16 protein-coding genes are annotated in these 15,227 nt (G+C 49.1%); 9 read left to right on the top strand and 7 right to left on the bottom strand.

Going from position 1 to position 15,227, the window contains the following annotated elements; translation table 11 throughout:
* Window positions 1-71 precede the first annotated feature (71 nt).
* The 9 genes from KG631_RS11440 to KG631_RS11400 all read left to right on the top strand — a co-directional run bounded on the left by KG631_RS11440 (window position 72) and on the right by KG631_RS11400 (window position 8,067).
* Complete coding sequence (locus tag KG631_RS11440; RefSeq protein ID WP_213999860.1) at window positions 72-773, top strand: hypothetical protein; 702 nt, start codon at window positions 72-74, stop codon at window positions 771-773.
* Window positions 770-1,444: a PIG-L family deacetylase gene (locus KG631_RS11435; RefSeq protein ID WP_213999859.1), complete on the top strand. Its 675-nt coding sequence runs from the start codon at window positions 770-772 to the stop codon at window positions 1,442-1,444. Before KG631_RS11440 ends, KG631_RS11435 begins: the two co-directional genes overlap by 4 nt.
* Before the next feature lie 8 nt (window positions 1,445-1,452).
* Entirely contained in the window at window positions 1,453-2,088 is a 636-nt protein-coding gene (gene pseH / locus KG631_RS11430) for a UDP-4-amino-4,6-dideoxy-N-acetyl-beta-L-altrosamine N-acetyltransferase (protein WP_213999858.1), read from the top strand.
* A gap of 3 nt (window positions 2,089-2,091) precedes the next feature.
* Window positions 2,092-2,364 (top strand): acyl carrier protein, encoded by a 273-nt coding sequence (locus KG631_RS11425; RefSeq protein ID WP_213999857.1) that lies wholly within the window; start codon window positions 2,092-2,094, stop codon window positions 2,362-2,364.
* The gene (locus tag KG631_RS11420; RefSeq protein ID WP_213999856.1) at window positions 2,365-3,612 is read left to right on the top strand and encodes an AMP-binding protein; all 1,248 of its coding nucleotides are present in this window, start codon (window positions 2,365-2,367) and stop codon (window positions 3,610-3,612) included. It abuts the gene before it with no gap.
* A 131-nt stretch (window positions 3,613-3,743) separates the two neighbouring features.
* Window positions 3,744-4,382, top strand: a complete 639-nt coding sequence (locus KG631_RS11415) for an SDR family oxidoreductase (RefSeq protein ID WP_213999855.1) — start codon at window positions 3,744-3,746, stop codon at window positions 4,380-4,382.
* 109 nt (window positions 4,383-4,491) lie between these two features.
* Window positions 4,492-5,793 carry a phosphoenolpyruvate mutase gene (aepX, locus tag KG631_RS11410; protein WP_213999854.1) on the top strand — a complete coding sequence of 434 codons (1,302 nt, stop codon included), beginning with the start codon at window positions 4,492-4,494 and terminating at the stop codon, window positions 5,791-5,793.
* A gap of 14 nt (window positions 5,794-5,807) precedes the next feature.
* Window positions 5,808-6,929, top strand: a complete 1,122-nt coding sequence (gene aepY, locus KG631_RS11405) for a phosphonopyruvate decarboxylase (RefSeq protein ID WP_213999853.1) — start codon at window positions 5,808-5,810, stop codon at window positions 6,927-6,929.
* A complete protein-coding gene (locus KG631_RS11400) occupies window positions 6,922-8,067 on the top strand; it encodes an iron-containing alcohol dehydrogenase (protein WP_213999852.1) in 1,146 nt (381 codons plus the stop codon). Before aepY ends, KG631_RS11400 begins: the two co-directional genes overlap by 8 nt.
* Here the strand turns inward: KG631_RS11400 and KG631_RS11395 are convergent, their stop codons facing one another.
* Genes KG631_RS11395 through KG631_RS11365 form a run of 7 tightly spaced genes read right to left on the bottom strand, consistent with a single transcriptional unit; the run spans window position 8,068 to window position 15,108 of the window.
* The gene (locus KG631_RS11395) at window positions 8,068-8,835 is read right to left on the bottom strand and encodes an FkbM family methyltransferase (RefSeq protein WP_213999851.1); all 768 of its coding nucleotides are present in this window, start codon (window positions 8,833-8,835) and stop codon (window positions 8,068-8,070) included. It abuts the gene before it with no gap.
* Window positions 8,836-8,859: 24 nt separating this feature from the next.
* The gene (locus KG631_RS11390) at window positions 8,860-10,314 is read right to left on the bottom strand and encodes a glycosyltransferase (protein ID WP_213999850.1); all 1,455 of its coding nucleotides are present in this window, start codon (window positions 10,312-10,314) and stop codon (window positions 8,860-8,862) included.
* Window positions 10,307-11,011 carry an HAD family hydrolase gene (locus KG631_RS11385; RefSeq protein ID WP_213999849.1) on the bottom strand — a complete coding sequence of 235 codons (705 nt, stop codon included), beginning with the start codon at window positions 11,009-11,011 and terminating at the stop codon, window positions 10,307-10,309. The genes KG631_RS11390 and KG631_RS11385 overlap by 8 nt, the downstream gene beginning before the upstream one ends.
* Complete coding sequence (locus KG631_RS11380; RefSeq protein WP_213999848.1) at window positions 11,008-11,694, bottom strand: acylneuraminate cytidylyltransferase family protein; 687 nt, start codon at window positions 11,692-11,694, stop codon at window positions 11,008-11,010. Before KG631_RS11380 ends, KG631_RS11385 begins: the two co-directional genes overlap by 4 nt.
* Window positions 11,691-13,301: an aldolase catalytic domain-containing protein gene (locus KG631_RS11375; protein ID WP_213999847.1), complete on the bottom strand. Its 1,611-nt coding sequence runs from the start codon at window positions 13,299-13,301 to the stop codon at window positions 11,691-11,693. The genes KG631_RS11380 and KG631_RS11375 overlap by 4 nt, the downstream gene beginning before the upstream one ends.
* 14 nt (window positions 13,302-13,315) lie before the next feature.
* Complete coding sequence (locus tag KG631_RS11370) at window positions 13,316-14,203, bottom strand: hypothetical protein (protein WP_213999846.1); 888 nt, start codon at window positions 14,201-14,203, stop codon at window positions 13,316-13,318.
* Window positions 14,200-15,108 carry a LicD family protein gene (locus KG631_RS11365; protein ID WP_213999845.1) on the bottom strand — a complete coding sequence of 303 codons (909 nt, stop codon included), beginning with the start codon at window positions 15,106-15,108 and terminating at the stop codon, window positions 14,200-14,202. The genes KG631_RS11370 and KG631_RS11365 overlap by 4 nt, the downstream gene beginning before the upstream one ends.
* Window positions 15,109-15,227: the final 119 nt, after the last annotated feature.

The following is a 15,227-nucleotide window of genomic DNA, read 5'->3' as shown; positions in this document are numbered from 1 at the left end:
CCCTCCTTTTATGATTGCCGAATTATCAAGCAATAATGACCTAGCCCCTCTAACTAAAGGTAAATCGTAGCGTGGCAAACTACCTGGTAGCAACAGTTAAAAGCTGGAATATTGAAGCTTTTCAAAAATATACTGCTGATTTATCAGGTAGCTGGCATCTTATTACCCAGCAACAGCAACTGACCGCTGAACTATTAGAACGATTGCAGCCTGAGTATATTTTCTTTCCGCACTGGAACTGGAAAGTGCCGGCCGACATAACCAGCCGCTACTGTTGTGTCTGCTTTCATATGACTGATCTGCCCTTTGGCCGCGGCGGCAGCCCGCTGCAAAACCTTATTTTACGTGGTTTTAGCAGTACGCAGCTGACGGCTTTGCAAATGACAGAGCAACTGGATGCCGGTCCGGTATTTGGCAAAGCACCACTATCACTGGCCGGGACCGCTACCGAAATTTTTCAACGGGCTGCACCTCTGGTGTATCAGCTGATTGCTCAGATCATCAGCCAACGACTTACGCCGCGTCCACAACAGGGGGGCGCTGAATACTTTAGCAGACGGACTCCGGCGCAAAGCCAGTTACCCGAGGCTGCAAATGTGGCAGAATTGTATGACTTTATCCGGATGTTAGATGGCGAAGGCTATCCGCCCGCTTTTACAGAATACGCCGGTTGGCGGCTGGAATTTACCCAGGCCAGGCCAGACGGTAATGGCCAGCTCACCGCCACAGTCAGGTTTATAGCTGCCAACAGCAATCAGGGAGAACCAACGTGAAATCAGTAGTTGTGGTAGCGGCGCATCCCGATGATGAAGTGCTAGGCTGTGCCGGCACGATAGCGTTGCACAGTGCTGCCGGCGACCAGGTTCACTTGATATTTATGGCCGACGGTGAAATATCAAGAGCCGGCCAGCAAGCCGAACTGCCCGCCCGCCAGCAGGCAGCCCATGCCGCTGCCGCCATATTGGGTGTGCAGTCAGTCCGGTTTTTAGACTTCGCCGATAACGCTATGGATAGCGTGCCGCTGTTAAATATCGTGCAGGCGCTGGAAAAAGCCTTGCAACCCCTTAAACCAGAACGAATTTATACTCATTTTGGTGGCGATTTAAATATTGACCACCGCCTGACCTATCAAGCGGTACTGACCGCCTGCCGGCCACAACCCGGCCAGAGCGTGCAGAGCATATATTGCTTTGAAGTGCCCAGCAGTACTGAGTGGACCGCACAGCAGGAGCCGGCTTTCAGGCCACAACTTTTTGTTGATATCAGTTCAGTGCAACCCCAGGTAAATGACGCATTAGCGTGCTACGCTGCTGAGCTCAGGCCCTGGCCACATAGCCGTTCAACTCAAGCTATTACTCTGCGCCAGCAATGGCGTGGCAGCAATGTCGGGTTGGCAGCAGCCGAAGCTTTTATGGTTGAGCGGGAAATCAGGGTCAGGCCATGAGCAGCAACATGACAATCAACAGCAACAGTGACGTCCGCAACAAAAAGTATCCTGACAGCCAGTTCACTCAGCTTAAGGAAACCGATCTGGAGCAGGTCTGGCACTGGCGTAATCAGCCTGCGATCAGACAGAATATGCATAACAGCAAAACAATCAGCTGGGCGGAGCATCAGGCCTGGTTCGAACAATTGCCACAATCGGGAAAAGTTTTTTATATATTCCATCAGAATAATCGGGCCATTGGAACCCTTTATTTTGACACGGCCGGCCCGGGAAAACTGGAATGGGGTTGTTATGTGGGCGAGACTGACGTCTGGCCTGGCAGTGGCTTACTGCTGGAGATTGCCGCGTTAGATTATGCCGCTGCCCAGCCCCACATCAGCCACTTGCATGCTGAGGTGTTGTCTTTTAACCAAAGTGTGCTGAAAATGCACCAGTTGTTCGGTTATCAAACCTGTCCGGATAAGCCGGCAATAAGTTTGAAAGCAGCGTCGGCAACAGCGTCAACCTCAGCTGCCGAACCATTTTGTATTAAAGTATTTGAATACCAGACTGCCAGTTGGCGGGCACAGCGTAGTAGCATACTAGCCAGGCTACCAAAACAAATCAGCGCTGCAGCCGATTACATTCACTTTCAGGATTAGTTAATGACCACATCAGAACTGCAACAACATATCAGAAACTGCCTGCAGCAGGTGGCCCAAATCGCCAACTGCCAGCTGATTGAGCCTGTTACCGACGATACCGTGTTACTGCAAAGTGGCCTGGATTCGCTGGGGTTTGCCATGCTGGTCGCACAACTGGATGAAGAACTGGGGTTTGACCCCTTCAGTGAGATGGAAATTGCCATTTACCCGCGTACTTTTGCCGAGTTTGTTGGAATTTACCAGCAATATCAGGCTAAACACGCCGGAGGATAAATGACTGCTTGTTTGCTGGAGCAGATAAAACACCACCCCGGCGACGCGCCTGCATTGCAGTATTGCCAGGGTGCAGGTGAGCCCTTGGTCAGTATCAGCTATCAGCAACTTATACAAACCGCGTTGTTAAAACGCCAGCAAGCCAGCAAGTTGTATCAGCAAGCCGTTACTCTGCCCTATCAGCATATTGAAGATTTTATCAGCAGCCTGCTGGCTTATGACGGCTTTTGCTCGGCGCTGTATCTGCTGCCGGCGCAGGGTGCAGATTTGCCAGTTGACGATTCAATTGAGACTACGTCAACAGACGATGCCACACCTTCCGCGGCACAGCATGCTCTTGCCAGCAATTGGTACCTGGCCACATCAGGTACCACCGGTAAGCCGAAGTGGATCCAGCATAGCCTGCAAAAGCTGACCAAAACCGTTAATACCAAAGCCACCAGTCGCGACTTATGCTGGGGCCTGGTGTATCAACCCTATCGCTTTGCCGGTTTACAGGTGGTATTACAAAGCCTGTTATCTGGTGCCTGCCTGGTCGATGTCAGCGATGGAGAAGTTGAGCAGCGCCTCAATGTAATGTCCCAGGCAAAGGTCAATGCCTTATCTGCTACCCCCTCGTTATGGCGGCAGTTTCTGTTCAGCAGTAAATTAGCCGCTTTGCCATTACAGCAATTGACGCTGGGCGGTGAAATTGCCGATCAGCCATTATTAAACACGCTGCAGCAGCTGTTTCCCGGTACACAGTTGCGCCATATCTATGCCTCAACGGAAGCGGGCGTTGCTTTTGCGGTAACTGATGGTAAAGCCGGTTTTCCGCGTCGCTATCTGGAGCAGGGTTATTATGATTTGCAGCTTAAGGTTGATCAGCAACAACACTTATGGCTGAAAGGTCCGGCAAAGTATGCGCCTGAACTGGCAAACAGAGTAGATAGCGATGGCTTTCTCGACACAGAAGATTTAGTCCGGCTAAGCGCTGAGCGGGTACTGTTCCTCGGCCGGGCCAGCGGAGTCATTAATGTGGGTGGCAACAAAGTGCACCCGGAGCAGGTTGAGCAGGTGATTCTGGAGGTTCCGGGAATAGTGGCGGCCAGAGTGTACGGCAAACACAGTAGTATTCTGGGCCAGTTGGTGATGGCACAAATTGTCGCCAGCCCTGCTACAGATGAAAAAGAACTCGTTGTGCGAGTGACCCAGCATTGTCAGCAGCAGTTACAACGCCATCAGCTTCCTTTAAAATTCAACTTCTAACCGCCTTGCCTCTGGCAGCCAGTGGTAAACAGCCAAGGACGGTACAATGAGCAAACTTGTAGTGGTAAGCGGCGCCAGTCGCGGCCTCGGTTTGGCGATATGTCGCCAGCTCCTGCAAAGCTGGTTATACGGTGCTGGCTTTAGCCAGAACCCATAGCAACGAGCTACAACAATTGCAGCAAAATGAACCTAATTTGCACTTTTTAGCTGTCGACCTGGCGGAGCTTACCGAAATACCGGCGCTCTGTAGTCGTATCGTCAAAGCTTATGGCCGCCCTTACGCTTTGGTTAATAATGCTGCCGTTGGCTATGATGGCGTGTTAGCAACAATGCATAATAGTGAAATCAGCAGTTTGCTAAATATTAACGTGCAGGCACCAATCTTGCTAAGTAAATACCTGCTAAGACCGATGCTGCTGAATCAAACCGGCCGGGTCGTCAATATTTCGTCGATTATCGCCCGTACCGGCTTTAACGGCCTAAGTGTTTACGCTGCCAGTAAAGCCGCGCTTGAGGGGTTCAGTAAATCATTAGCCCGTGAAGTGGGGAAAGCTGGTATTACCGTGAACTGTGTAGCGCCGGGCTATATGCAAACAGAAATGACTCAGAGCCTACAAGGTGAAAAACTGGAAAGCATAAAACGGCGCAGTCCTTTGGGCCGGCTGGCGACACCGGATGACGCAGCTGCAGCCGTGCTGTATTTGCTTAGTGAGCAAGCTGTAGCAGTTACCGGCACCACGATTACCGTTGATGCCGGGAGTACGGCTTAAACAAATCCCGAAGCTAAAGCTCAATGAAAGCAAAACTTTGAAATCAAAAGTAAGTTTTTACCAAAATCAGCCGATAAAATTAAAAATTGATAATATGTGAGAATTCAACATGGCTAAAACGGTTTACGTCGGTATGAGTGCTGATCTGGTACACCCAGGGCATTTAAACATACTGAAAAAAGCAGCGGAGCTTGGCGACGTTGTGGTAGGTCTACTAACCGATCAGGCCATTGCTAGCTACAAGCGTGTGCCCTTCATGACGTTTGAGCAACGTAAAATTGTTATTGAAAATATCAAAGGTGTCAGCCAAGTTATACCGCAAACCACCTTAGACTACGTATCTAACCTCGCGCAGCTAAAACCAGACTTTGTCGTGCACGGTGATGACTGGAAAGACGGCGTGCAAGCTAAGACACGCCAACGAGTAATTGATGCCTTGGCACAATGGGGAGGGAAACTGGTTGAAGTACCCTACACACACGGTATTTCGTCCACCCGCTTACATGCTGCAATGAAAGAAATTGGTACAACTCCTGATATTCGTCTTCGCTCTTTACGCCGAATGTTAACGGCTAAACCTTTAGTTCGCTTTCTTGATATTCATAATGCACTTTCTGGTCTTATCATCGAAAACACTCGGGTAAATACCCCAAATGGCCCACAGGAGTTTGACGGTATGTGGGGCAGCAGCCTCACTGACTCAACGGCGAAAGGAAAACCAGATATTGAAGCTGTGGATGTGTCGTCTAGAATGGTGACCCTGAACGAGGTGCTGGAAGTGACCACTAAACCCATTATTTATGATGGTGACACCGGCGGTAAAACCGAACATTTTGTGTTTACAGTTAAGACGCTGGAACGGCTCGGCGTGTCAGCCGTTATTATTGAGGATAAAACAGGCCTTAAAAAAAATTCGTTATTTGGTACCGAGGTTGAACAAACACAAGATAGTATCGAAAACTTCTGTGCCAAAATTCGTGCAGGTAAAAATGCCCAGGCAACACGCGACTTTATGATAATTGCCCGTATAGAAAGTTTAATCCTTGGTAAAGGTGTTGAGCATGCTATTGAACGTGCAAAGGCATTTCTTGATGCTGGTGCCGATGGCATTATGATTCACAGTAGACAGAAAACGCCAGACGAAGTTATTGAGTTCTGTAACATATACAACAAATTAGATAACCGTAAGACACTGATTGCTGTACCATCAAGTTATAACAAGATAACAGAAACTCAACTGGCCGCACATGGCGTCAACATTGTAATTTATGCAAATCAGCTTCTGCGTAGTGCTTACCCCGCAATGGTTAAAACGGCCGAGTCAATTCTTGCTCATGGACGCTCCGCCGAGGCTGATGCTGATATGATGCCGATAAAACAGATTTTAGAACTGATTCCTGGTGGCAAATAATCTGGAGGTCGTTAGTGATACAACCCGCTGACTTTTCAAAGGCGCTTACTGATCATGGCGTGACTATGTACGCAGGAGTACCAGATTCACTTTTGGAAAGCTTCTGTGCATATATTAGCGCCACACTACCAGCTGACCAGCACATTATTACGGCTAATGAGGGTAATGCATTGGCATTAGCCGCCGGATACCATTTAGGTACAGGCAGAACTGCTGCGGTTTATTTACAGAATTCTGGGCTGGGGAATATAGTTAACCCGCTTACATCACTTACCGATGGAGAAGTTTATCGCATTCCGGCGCTGCTGATTATTGGTTGGCGTGGCGAACCAGATGTAAAAGACGAGCCACAGCACGTGAAGCAAGGGCGTATAACGACAGGTATGCTGGACAACCTGAATATTCCCTGGCAAGTGCTGCAAGCCGACAGTGACATTAACACCGTGCTGATGCAGAGCTTTGCTGATTTAGAACGCACCAGTGCCCCAGTGGCCTTACTGGTACGCAAGAATACTTTCGCTGACTACAAGCTTGCCAAACCAGCCGCTAAGCCAGACAGTTTAAGCCGCGAAGACGCGCTGGCTACTATTTTGGAGTGTAGCGACAGCAGCGACGTCATAGTGTCGACCACTGGTAAAACCTCGCGCGAATTATACGAGCTCAGAGAAGCCCGCAACGAAAGCCAGCGTGATTTCCTAACCGTTGGTGCTATGGGGCATACCAGCTCTATTGCCCTTGGTGTGGCACTCAGCACACCCAGCCGCCGGGTGATCTGCTTAGACGGCGACGGTTCGTTCTTAATGCATATGGGTGGTGCCGCTATTATTGCCGCCAGCGGTGCGGAAAACCTGATTCATGTGGTACTGAACAACCAAGCGCATGAATCGGTGGGTGGCCAGCCCACTGTCGCGGGCCGTATTGATTTTGCCGGGCTTAGCAAAGCCCTTGGCTATCGAGGCTATTTTGTGGCGGACAACACTGCTTCGTTGCAGCGAATATGGTCGCAAGTACAAGGACAAAGTGGCCCCGTATTGCTGGAAGTGAAAATTCGTACCGGCTCGCGCGCCGATTTAGGCCGCCCGGCCAGTACTCCAGTAGCTAACAAGCAAGCCTTTATGGAGCATTGCGGTGGGTAACGCGGTGCGCTTTGATTATCAACATCAGCAGCCGGGAACTATTATTTCCGGTGCTGATGCCTTTGCCAATTTGCGTGGTTACTGCGAACAGCAGCAGGGCGCAGAGTTAAACATATTGGTATTAACCAGCAAGGGGCATCATCAGCGAGGCTCACTAAAGCCTTTGTTGGAGCAGTTACATCCGCATCCCTTTACTGTTATCGATAGCATTCAGCCAAACCCGGACATAGATGCCCTAGACGCGCTTCTAGCCGAGTTGAGCCCGCAGGGCTTTAACGTAGTGGTTGGTTTTGGTGGCGGTAGTGTTATTGATGCGGCCAAAGTAGTTGCCTGCTCGTTAGCTGGCGCCACTAGCAGGCCTTTACATCAGCGCTTCAGAGCCAATAATGCAACTGAAGTTACGCGTACCTGCAGTTTAATTTCCATTCCAACTACTGCCGGTACTGGTGCGGAAGTCACTCCTTTTGCCACTGTGTGGGATGACGCTGAAAAACGTAAGTATTCGTTGACTGGGACTGCGGTGGTGCCTGATGCAGCGTTACTCGACGCGCGGCTAACCTTGAGTCTGCCCGCCTTTGAAACCCTTTATTCAGGACTGGATGCGCTTTCGCACAGTATGGAGTCATTGTGGAATACCAATCGGACGCCAATCTCTGAAGCCTATTCACGCCAGGCGTTTCGACTGATTGTGCAGGCTTTACCCGATGTTTTAGCTAATTCTGCTGATATGCATAGCCGTGCAATGATGCAGCAAGCTAGTCTGTTGGCGGGTTTAGCGATAGCCACTACCCGCACGGCGGTGGCACACAGCATGTCGTACCCGTTAACCAGTCATTACCAGGTGCCGCATGGCATTGCTTGCAGCTACACCTTGCCGGGTGTGCTGCAAGTATTAAAACAAGATGCTGACGGAACCTTTGCTGAGCTGCTGCACAACTTGTACGAACCGGCCATGCAGTTATTGGCTCAATTACCGATTATGGCGGAGCTGGAAAACTACGTGCAATGGTCACAAATTGAAGCCTTGTTACCCGAAATGGACGTAAAACAGCGCTCGGGTAACTTTGTGATGCCGGTGGATGCGGTGCTGCTGCAGAATATTCTGGCGGAAACCCATGCCTTTTATCATCAACGCTAATTATTTATTGAGCTCTGTGCGGATAAAAAAGTAAGTAATAACATTGCAGGCCACGCAGTCATAACCCTGCTGAGCTAAATATTCTGCAACCTCAGTTCGCAACGCTCTGGGTACATTAGCTTCATGAATTTCTACCGAAATCACCTTAGGTTTATAGCGGTCAAAGTCTAAGCCTTGCAGGGTTTTTAACTCGGCACCTTCCGTATCAATGTTTAAGTAATCAATTTCGCGCGTGATGCCGTTATTGCTCAGTAACTCGGTTAACGAGTAAGCCTCAATGGTGTGCTGAGGGTCGGTTGCGGACGCTGCTGGTTTGGCTTCATGAATAAGTGATATTAGCCCGGGATCTTTAAATGCCAAACGCTCGTGTTGGTTTGAGGTGGCATAGTTGAGCACTAAGTCGCGGGGGCGTCGACGCGAAATGATCTGGCAGCTGGACGTAGCAATATCAATACAAACACCTTGCCAGCCCCGCTGATAAAGCAGGTAACTGGTTGAGTGCGACACCGGATGATAGGCTCCGGCGTCCACATAAAGGCCCTGATAAGTTTTCAAATCAAAACCCAGCTTACGTACCAGGATGCGATCAAGCGTTAAGTCTTCGCCTTGTTGCGAGTAACTGCTACGACCAAAAATAAGCGCGTCCAGGCAGGTTTTAAAACGTGGCACCCAGCCATGCGGGTTTGGATGCACTGGCATATATCCTGCTCTGATCAGGCGTCTGCGAATGGCCAAATAGAAATTCCGATAACTACGTTTTAAGCTCATAGAGTAAGTCCTGATGCCCTGAAATTAGAACGCGGCTATTGTGGTAATAGTAACCCCAATGATGGCTGCCAGGACAACCATCACTAGTTTACTATTACGTCGGAAAGTGTGGGCGCTGCTGGGTTCGCTAATTAGTGCTTGCGAGGCTCGAGCGACTTTTGAAATTGGGACATGTAATTGCTCAACCAATTGCTGCTTGATTGGAAAATAGTAAATACTTGCCACCAGCACAGAATCGAAAGTGTAAGCCCGAGTACCTATTTGCGCCGGCGAAATAACCGGAATGCCCAGTACCTTCTGACCATGCAACTTGCTGTTGTTGTCGGCAAATGCAACCACCTCGAACTGCTCAGGTAATTGCATGAGCGCGCGCTGTCCGGCAGCACTGGCACCAAAAATAATAATGCGAATAGGGCTTAAATAGCTTATTCGCGCAGCACGTTGGCGTACGCCGTAGCGCCATCGCCAGGGTAAATAATTAACAAAATGCTTAATATCACTGGTTAATAGAGCCAGCTTGCCCCGCCAGCCAGCATAAGACGACAGTAGCTGATCATGACGGCGATTCAGGTTTTGCCACAGTTTAAAAAAGTGGTCCACGTCCAGGCACACTCGGTCTAACTGTATGGCTTTCAGGTAGTCTTCAAATTGCTGGCAAACCAACTGATGCATGCGGTATTGCCCGAACGACGCCATTGGAACAGTCAATGGTGTTGTTCCAAGCGGTACGCGTTTAACGGCGGTGCTTACTTTTTTGTCACGATTGGTGAAATTTGCCGTGTGGCGACGGTAGCGCACCAGCGGCTCGCGGAAATAGTGAATGCTGCCACCTAGCAGCGCACGAAAATACATCAAATGATCTTCGTAATCCGGTGCCCATTTAGGTGCTTCAAAGCGTTGATATAGCTCGCGAGTATAGGCCAGCGCAGCGCCTAAAAACGGCAGTGGAAAGGGGTCTTGTAAGTAGTTGGTCATGCGCTGTAAAGGTTGCACGTCCAGCGGATTCTGTTGCCACTGGTATTGAATGGTGCGGTCAGAATCTAGGTTATTACCGTGCTGGTCGAACTCGCGAAGATCGTGTGCAATCACATCGGGTTTGCCGTTTTCCAGCCAGCTTTCAACAATTCGGCTCACCCGTTTAGACGATGAAATATCGTCACCGGCGGCGGCAACCACCAGCTCGCCATCAATCAGATTATTCATAATATGTTTAAAGTGTTCACCAATACCCAAATTGGTAGGGTTCACATTCACTTTTATGTCATGTGGGCCTTGGTAATCACGGATGGCCTGAGCAATCATTGCGGCTGAATTATCGGTTGAAGCGTCATCGGAAATGACGATTTGCAGGTTGCCGTAATCTTGCGCAAGCGCTCCGGAAATAGCTTCTTCAATGTAGTCCTGCTGCTGAAAGACAAATAAAAACATCGACACGCGCGGCAACTCGGAGCTCTTGGTTTTAGTGGTGTCGTTAGCCATGCTCACTATCCTTGTTACCTGAAGTTGCGGTGGTCATTGATCGTTCCGATAAAGCTGTTGCCAGTTCCGCGATGTTCCCGAATATAGGTGTTTGCGGGGCCTGATTTCGCACCGTTGCCGGGCTTACTTCACTCCAGTCAGCAACAAACACTGAATCAATAGCGAAGGCTTTTGCGCATTGTAAGTCGTACATGCTATCGCCAATAAACAACGAGGTTTCTGGATTCAACCCGGCGGAGATGAGCTGTTCCAGATGCGCCATTTTGTCGGTAGGGCTACCGAAAATGCCACCGTCAAATAGCGTAGCCAGGTCGCGCTGTTCGAATATATCACGCAGTTCGGTTTGATCGCCGCCTGAAATGACAGTCCAGCTACTTGCTGAGGTTTGCGCACGAAAGTCAGTTAGGCCCGGCGCGCTGGCACAAGTTAGGAGCTGTTCGTAAACGCGTTGTGCATAACAATCCAGTAGTGCCTGGTAGTCCTCTTCACCGGCCTGTGGTGCGTATTTATCCAGTAGCCAACGAAATTTTTGGTACCGGGAAACCCCGCCGGTTTGTTGGTGATAAGCCACCAAATCGGCAGCTGCTGCGCTACCATAAACTTCTGCGCAACCACCAAAAGCGTCGGTTTTGACACGGTTGGCATCTAAAATTACGCCGTCGCAATCGAACAGGTAGTGCTGGTAGTGCGATTTCATAGGCTAACCAGATTTTCTTTCAGCATTAACTCGGCCAGCTTAAAATCCTCAGGCCAGTCAATGTCAAAACCTTCAAAGCGACTAATGGGATGCAGCTTCACCTTGGTACCAATGCGGTCGTCGTAGCGATGGTAGTTGGCGCTGGAGCTGATAAAAGCACAGCTATTTACTTCATGCACCGGCTCAAGTGTTTGCGTGCGTGGCCATTTATTTTGTTGCCTATTGTAGTTTACCGGCTGTTCATTAAACCAGAAGAAACCCTGATGAGCAGTAGTCGTCATTAATGAATCATAACCATACTGAAGAGCGTCTTTATAGGCTTTAATCATTGCCGTATAGCTATCGCTATTGGCAAACGGCGAAGTGACATGCGTCCACAGAATATCTCCATTTGGGATCAACCCTGCGGCGTGACTGACTAACGAATTCGTTTCTGTGGTGTTTTGACTGAGGTTAGCCGCACGTTCATGAATTACTAACCTGGTGTGCCCTAAGCTATGGGCATAATCAAGAATAACGGCGTCGTCGGTGGATAGCACCACCTGGTCAATGGCCTGACAACCCAGCAGCTGAGCAAGCTTAATTTCAATCAGACCATGCTGCACATGGGCGAATGGCTTCCAGTTTTTATGTGGAATGCGCTGACTACCTTGTCGGCAAGGTAAAAATGCAGTCATGCTCATGCGTTAGCTCCGTTAAAACCGTAAATACTAGCTTGCGGTATTTCGTAGCGAGTTTGAGTGACGGCCAGCAACGGGCTTGCTGCCTTCGTTGCCTGATATTGCTGAAGCAACTGATTCATTTCAAGATTGCGCCGGTCGTCACCGGCATAGCCATCAAACCCGGCCATAAGCACGCGTTCGGCTTTACCGGCAGCAAAAGTTGCAAGTGCGTAACCAATGACCAGGCTGGTAGGAACCTGACAGTGGGTGCGCGAGAACTGGAACGAATCTGTGCTCACCTGCATGCCGAAATTCAATAAGCTTTTATTTTGCTCTAACCGGGTTTTTACCTGCGCCGGGAGTAAATTCAATGGAGTGATCAGAGGTTGCGGTAATTCAAGCAACTGCTCTAGATCGGCCAACAACCGGATGGGATGGCAGGCAATGCGATAATCAATATCTTCCTGGCCAATGGCTGATTGCGTATTCAAAGCGACCACCACGGGTTGCCTGGTATGCACGTAATTTTCAATGGCGACCCGATGTTCGTGAACGCCTGGACCAGTGCCAAGTAATAAAATTTCTCGTCCGGCGAAAATAGTTTCCGGTGACCATTCGCTATATTGTGCGTCCCTTGTTGCTTGCGGCTGGCGGCTCAATTGGCGCATATCGAATTTTTTGCCTTGCTGGCCTTTTAATTGCTCTAACGCAGCAATAATATCCTCTTCGCTATAACGGGAATCACTCATCATTTCCTGCACGTAACTTGGGTGTATGCCAAGTTTGCCACTCAGATAATAAAATGGATTGGTGCCCCAACCACACTGATGTTTCAATGGCGCAAAGTAGCTGCCGATCAGTTTTAGCAGCGGCACCATGTCACCCGGTGCCGCGCGACCGGTTTCCATAACCAGCTCTTCGGTTTTGGCATTGCCCGGCCCCCGGCCCATGCCGGTAACTGTGCAATCCAGCCAACGGGTGCCGGCGGCCATAGCTGTGAGTGAGTTCTGTAGCGCTAAGCCAATATTATCATGGGTATGTATGCCAAGGTCGCCTTGCCAGCCCTGGCGTAGTGCCTGAATAACAGCCTGCACCTGCGTGGCATTCATGCTACCCAGGCTGTCAGCAAAGTAGAGAACATCCACCGGCGCTGAGGTAATTTGTTTGGCATAAGAACCAATACGATCCGCATTGAGCTCCGATATTTGCATCATATTCAGGCCAACCTGATAGCCTTGTTCTTTCAGCCAGTAAACCGCCGGCAGTGTTGCTTCAATTTCGTGGCTATGACAGGCCAGGCGCACGATATCAATGGATGACTGTGAGGCAGGGTTAGGGAATAGCTGCTGTAAAGTCTGTGACAGATTGTCCGAGCCGACGAACTCAGCAGCGTTCACCATCACCGCAACTTGTAAACTTGCAGCTATGTCCAGTTGGGCTAAGTAAGCATCGGACGTAAAAGCATTGGGGCCTTTGAAGCCATGGTTTTTTAATGAGCGTAATCCCAGTTCAACTACATCAACTTGCGCTGCGGCCATGGCACGCAGATAGCGATTGACCACATCATGGCCAAAGTTCCACTGATTGTAGTAGCCGCCATCTCTGAGGGTGCAGTCAAGAATCAACATGGTGATTTCCGCCTTCAAGCTCTTGGGTAAACATCAATAAGGGAAAACGATGACTTATTATAAATACTGATATGTCGTTTTTTCGCCATTGCATAAATAGATTTGTGTGCGTAATAAGTATCGGATGTAAGCGACATCAGTTCGTGCATGGTAAAAGGTTGCGTGCGCTGAGGATTTTTCCGCCAGGGGACCAGCTCGGTTTTGCCATAATAATGGGTGTATGACATCAGTAGCTGATTACTCTGCTGATCAACCTGTACATCCATATGGAAACTTAAATCCGCACCGTAAATATCAATCTGAGCATGGCCCGTTAAAACCGCAATAAAAACGGCGTAAATTAGTACGTTACAAACCGGTGGTATCAGGTCACTTGTTTCGTAAAGATTCGCCGTGACTGAGGTTGGGATTTTAAGCGGGATACGGGTTACCGGACAACCGCCAAAAAATATTAGTGTTATATTCTCGTTGATGACCATGCGTCGCATGTATTCCTGATCCGCCGTACTTGGTGCGTAAAGTGTTAACGGCCAATCAACCATGGTTAGGCTGGTATAAAATTTTTCGCGTTTTTGTTTCAGTTCATCCGCCGCATCAGCAGCCCAAAAATACGCATCTAACAGTACGTGTTTGGTTGGCTTTAAGTCAGCAAATATCGGGTCTTCTGAAAAATGGTTTACGGTAACAAAATCGGCTTGCTGCTTTTGTTCGGCTAGTGCTGCCAGATTGTTTTTCAGTGATGGGCCGTTACCTATGACTAAGCACTTTTCATGTTTTTTCGTGTGCGGATAGTTTTTTAAATCAACACCACCAAATTTACGACTAGCTGCCCGCGGCTGGTGCGACAATAGTCGGTAAGCCATGTTAAAAGCAACTTGTTGTTTTAACTTGCTAAAGGTCATGACGAAGAGCTCGTAACGCTGAGCTGCGCTTGCTGAAAATCCTCAAACGACGACTCACCGATATGGTTGTAATCAGTTAATTTCATGTCTTTCTTCTCGGTTCGCCAGTCACCGTACACAAATTCAAGATAGCTTTCGCGCTGAGCCGGAACCGGAACATCTGTGGTTCCCCAGCGAAAAGTTTCAATAGTTTCAAAATGTTGGGCGGGCGCGTACCACATGCCTAAGCTAGGCATATGGTAGGAAGTACCGGCGCGGTTTTCGCGAGCACTGAACGAGGTAATAAAAGGGCGAACTTCACTTTGTTCGGAAGGCCACTTTAGTAACACACTGATGGCGCAGCCGGTTTTGTCACGCAGTACTTCAATGTACCAGCCCGAGGGAATGTTCAATTGCTTCAGTGCCGTTGGTAACCAATTTTTTAGTTGCTCTGCGGCTTCGGCTGGCACTGCGAAATCCACGTCGTCGTCCCAGGGAATAATGTCGTCGTCGCGAACGATACCAAGCAAGGTACCAAAATCTATGGTCACGGGAATATTATCGCGTAGCGCTAACTCGCCAATACCCCGCACTAACTGGCGTGCCAGTTCATGGGTGGGTTCATGACGAAATGGCTCGAGCTTTTTTAATTGTTGTTTTAACGGCACTACTACTTTGTCGGGTGCTACGCCCAAGTCTTCAATCAGTTGCTTGCGAACGTCCTGTACCCATTGGGTGGTAATGACTATTTCATCAAACTCTAGCGCTATGGCGTCATCAGGTGCCATTACTGGTATTCCGGCAAAGTCGGTGCCGTATTTACGTGTGTCGTTGTCCATAAAGGCAATAAAATCGCGCTCACGTTGTTCATTTTCAATAAATAAACGGGCACCGGCGCCAGCACCGAATAACAATGTTTTTATCATAATACTTCCTCAGTGGATGGCTTAAACGCATTACAGGCGTTTATCACCACTTGTACCTCGGCATCTGAGAGTAAGGGATTCAATGGCAGGCTTAAGACTTCGTGTTGTACTCAGCAACA

The sequence above is a fragment of the Arsukibacterium sp. genome, assembly GCF_018402695.1.
In the GTDB taxonomy this organism is placed as follows: Bacteria; Pseudomonadota; Gammaproteobacteria; order Enterobacterales; family Alteromonadaceae; genus Alishewanella.
The sequence above is the reverse complement of the archived record's forward strand: the minus strand, read 5'-3'. Positions and strand labels throughout refer to the sequence as shown.

What these genes read in the sequence shown, in the direction of transcription:
- KG631_RS11425 (WP_213999857.1), top strand. Translation starts at nt 2,092, where the DNA reads ATGACCACATCAGAACTGCAACAACATATCAGAAACTGCCTGCAGCAG.
- KG631_RS11385 (WP_213999849.1), bottom strand. Translation starts at nt 11,011, where the DNA reads ATGAAATCGCACTACCAGCACTACCTGTTCGATTGCGACGGCGTAATT.
- KG631_RS11370 (WP_213999846.1), bottom strand. Translation starts at nt 14,203, where the DNA reads ATGACCTTTAGCAAGTTAAAACAACAAGTTGCTTTTAACATGGCTTAC.
- aepX (WP_213999854.1), top strand. Translation starts at nt 4,492, where the DNA reads ATGGCTAAAACGGTTTACGTCGGTATGAGTGCTGATCTGGTACACCCA.
- KG631_RS11380 (WP_213999848.1), bottom strand. Translation starts at nt 11,694, where the DNA reads ATGAGCATGACTGCATTTTTACCTTGCCGACAAGGTAGTCAGCGCATT.
- KG631_RS11395 (WP_213999851.1), bottom strand. Translation starts at nt 8,835, where the DNA reads ATGAGCTTAAAACGTAGTTATCGGAATTTCTATTTGGCCATTCGCAGA.
- KG631_RS11420 (WP_213999856.1), top strand. Translation starts at nt 2,365, where the DNA reads ATGACTGCTTGTTTGCTGGAGCAGATAAAACACCACCCCGGCGACGCG.
- KG631_RS11375 (WP_213999847.1), bottom strand. Translation starts at nt 13,301, where the DNA reads ATGTTGATTCTTGACTGCACCCTCAGAGATGGCGGCTACTACAATCAG.
- KG631_RS11390 (WP_213999850.1), bottom strand. Translation starts at nt 10,314, where the DNA reads ATGGCTAACGACACCACTAAAACCAAGAGCTCCGAGTTGCCGCGCGTG.
- KG631_RS11365 (WP_213999845.1), bottom strand. Translation starts at nt 15,108, where the DNA reads ATGATAAAAACATTGTTATTCGGTGCTGGCGCCGGTGCCCGTTTATTT.
- pseH (WP_213999858.1), top strand. Translation starts at nt 1,453, where the DNA reads ATGACAATCAACAGCAACAGTGACGTCCGCAACAAAAAGTATCCTGAC.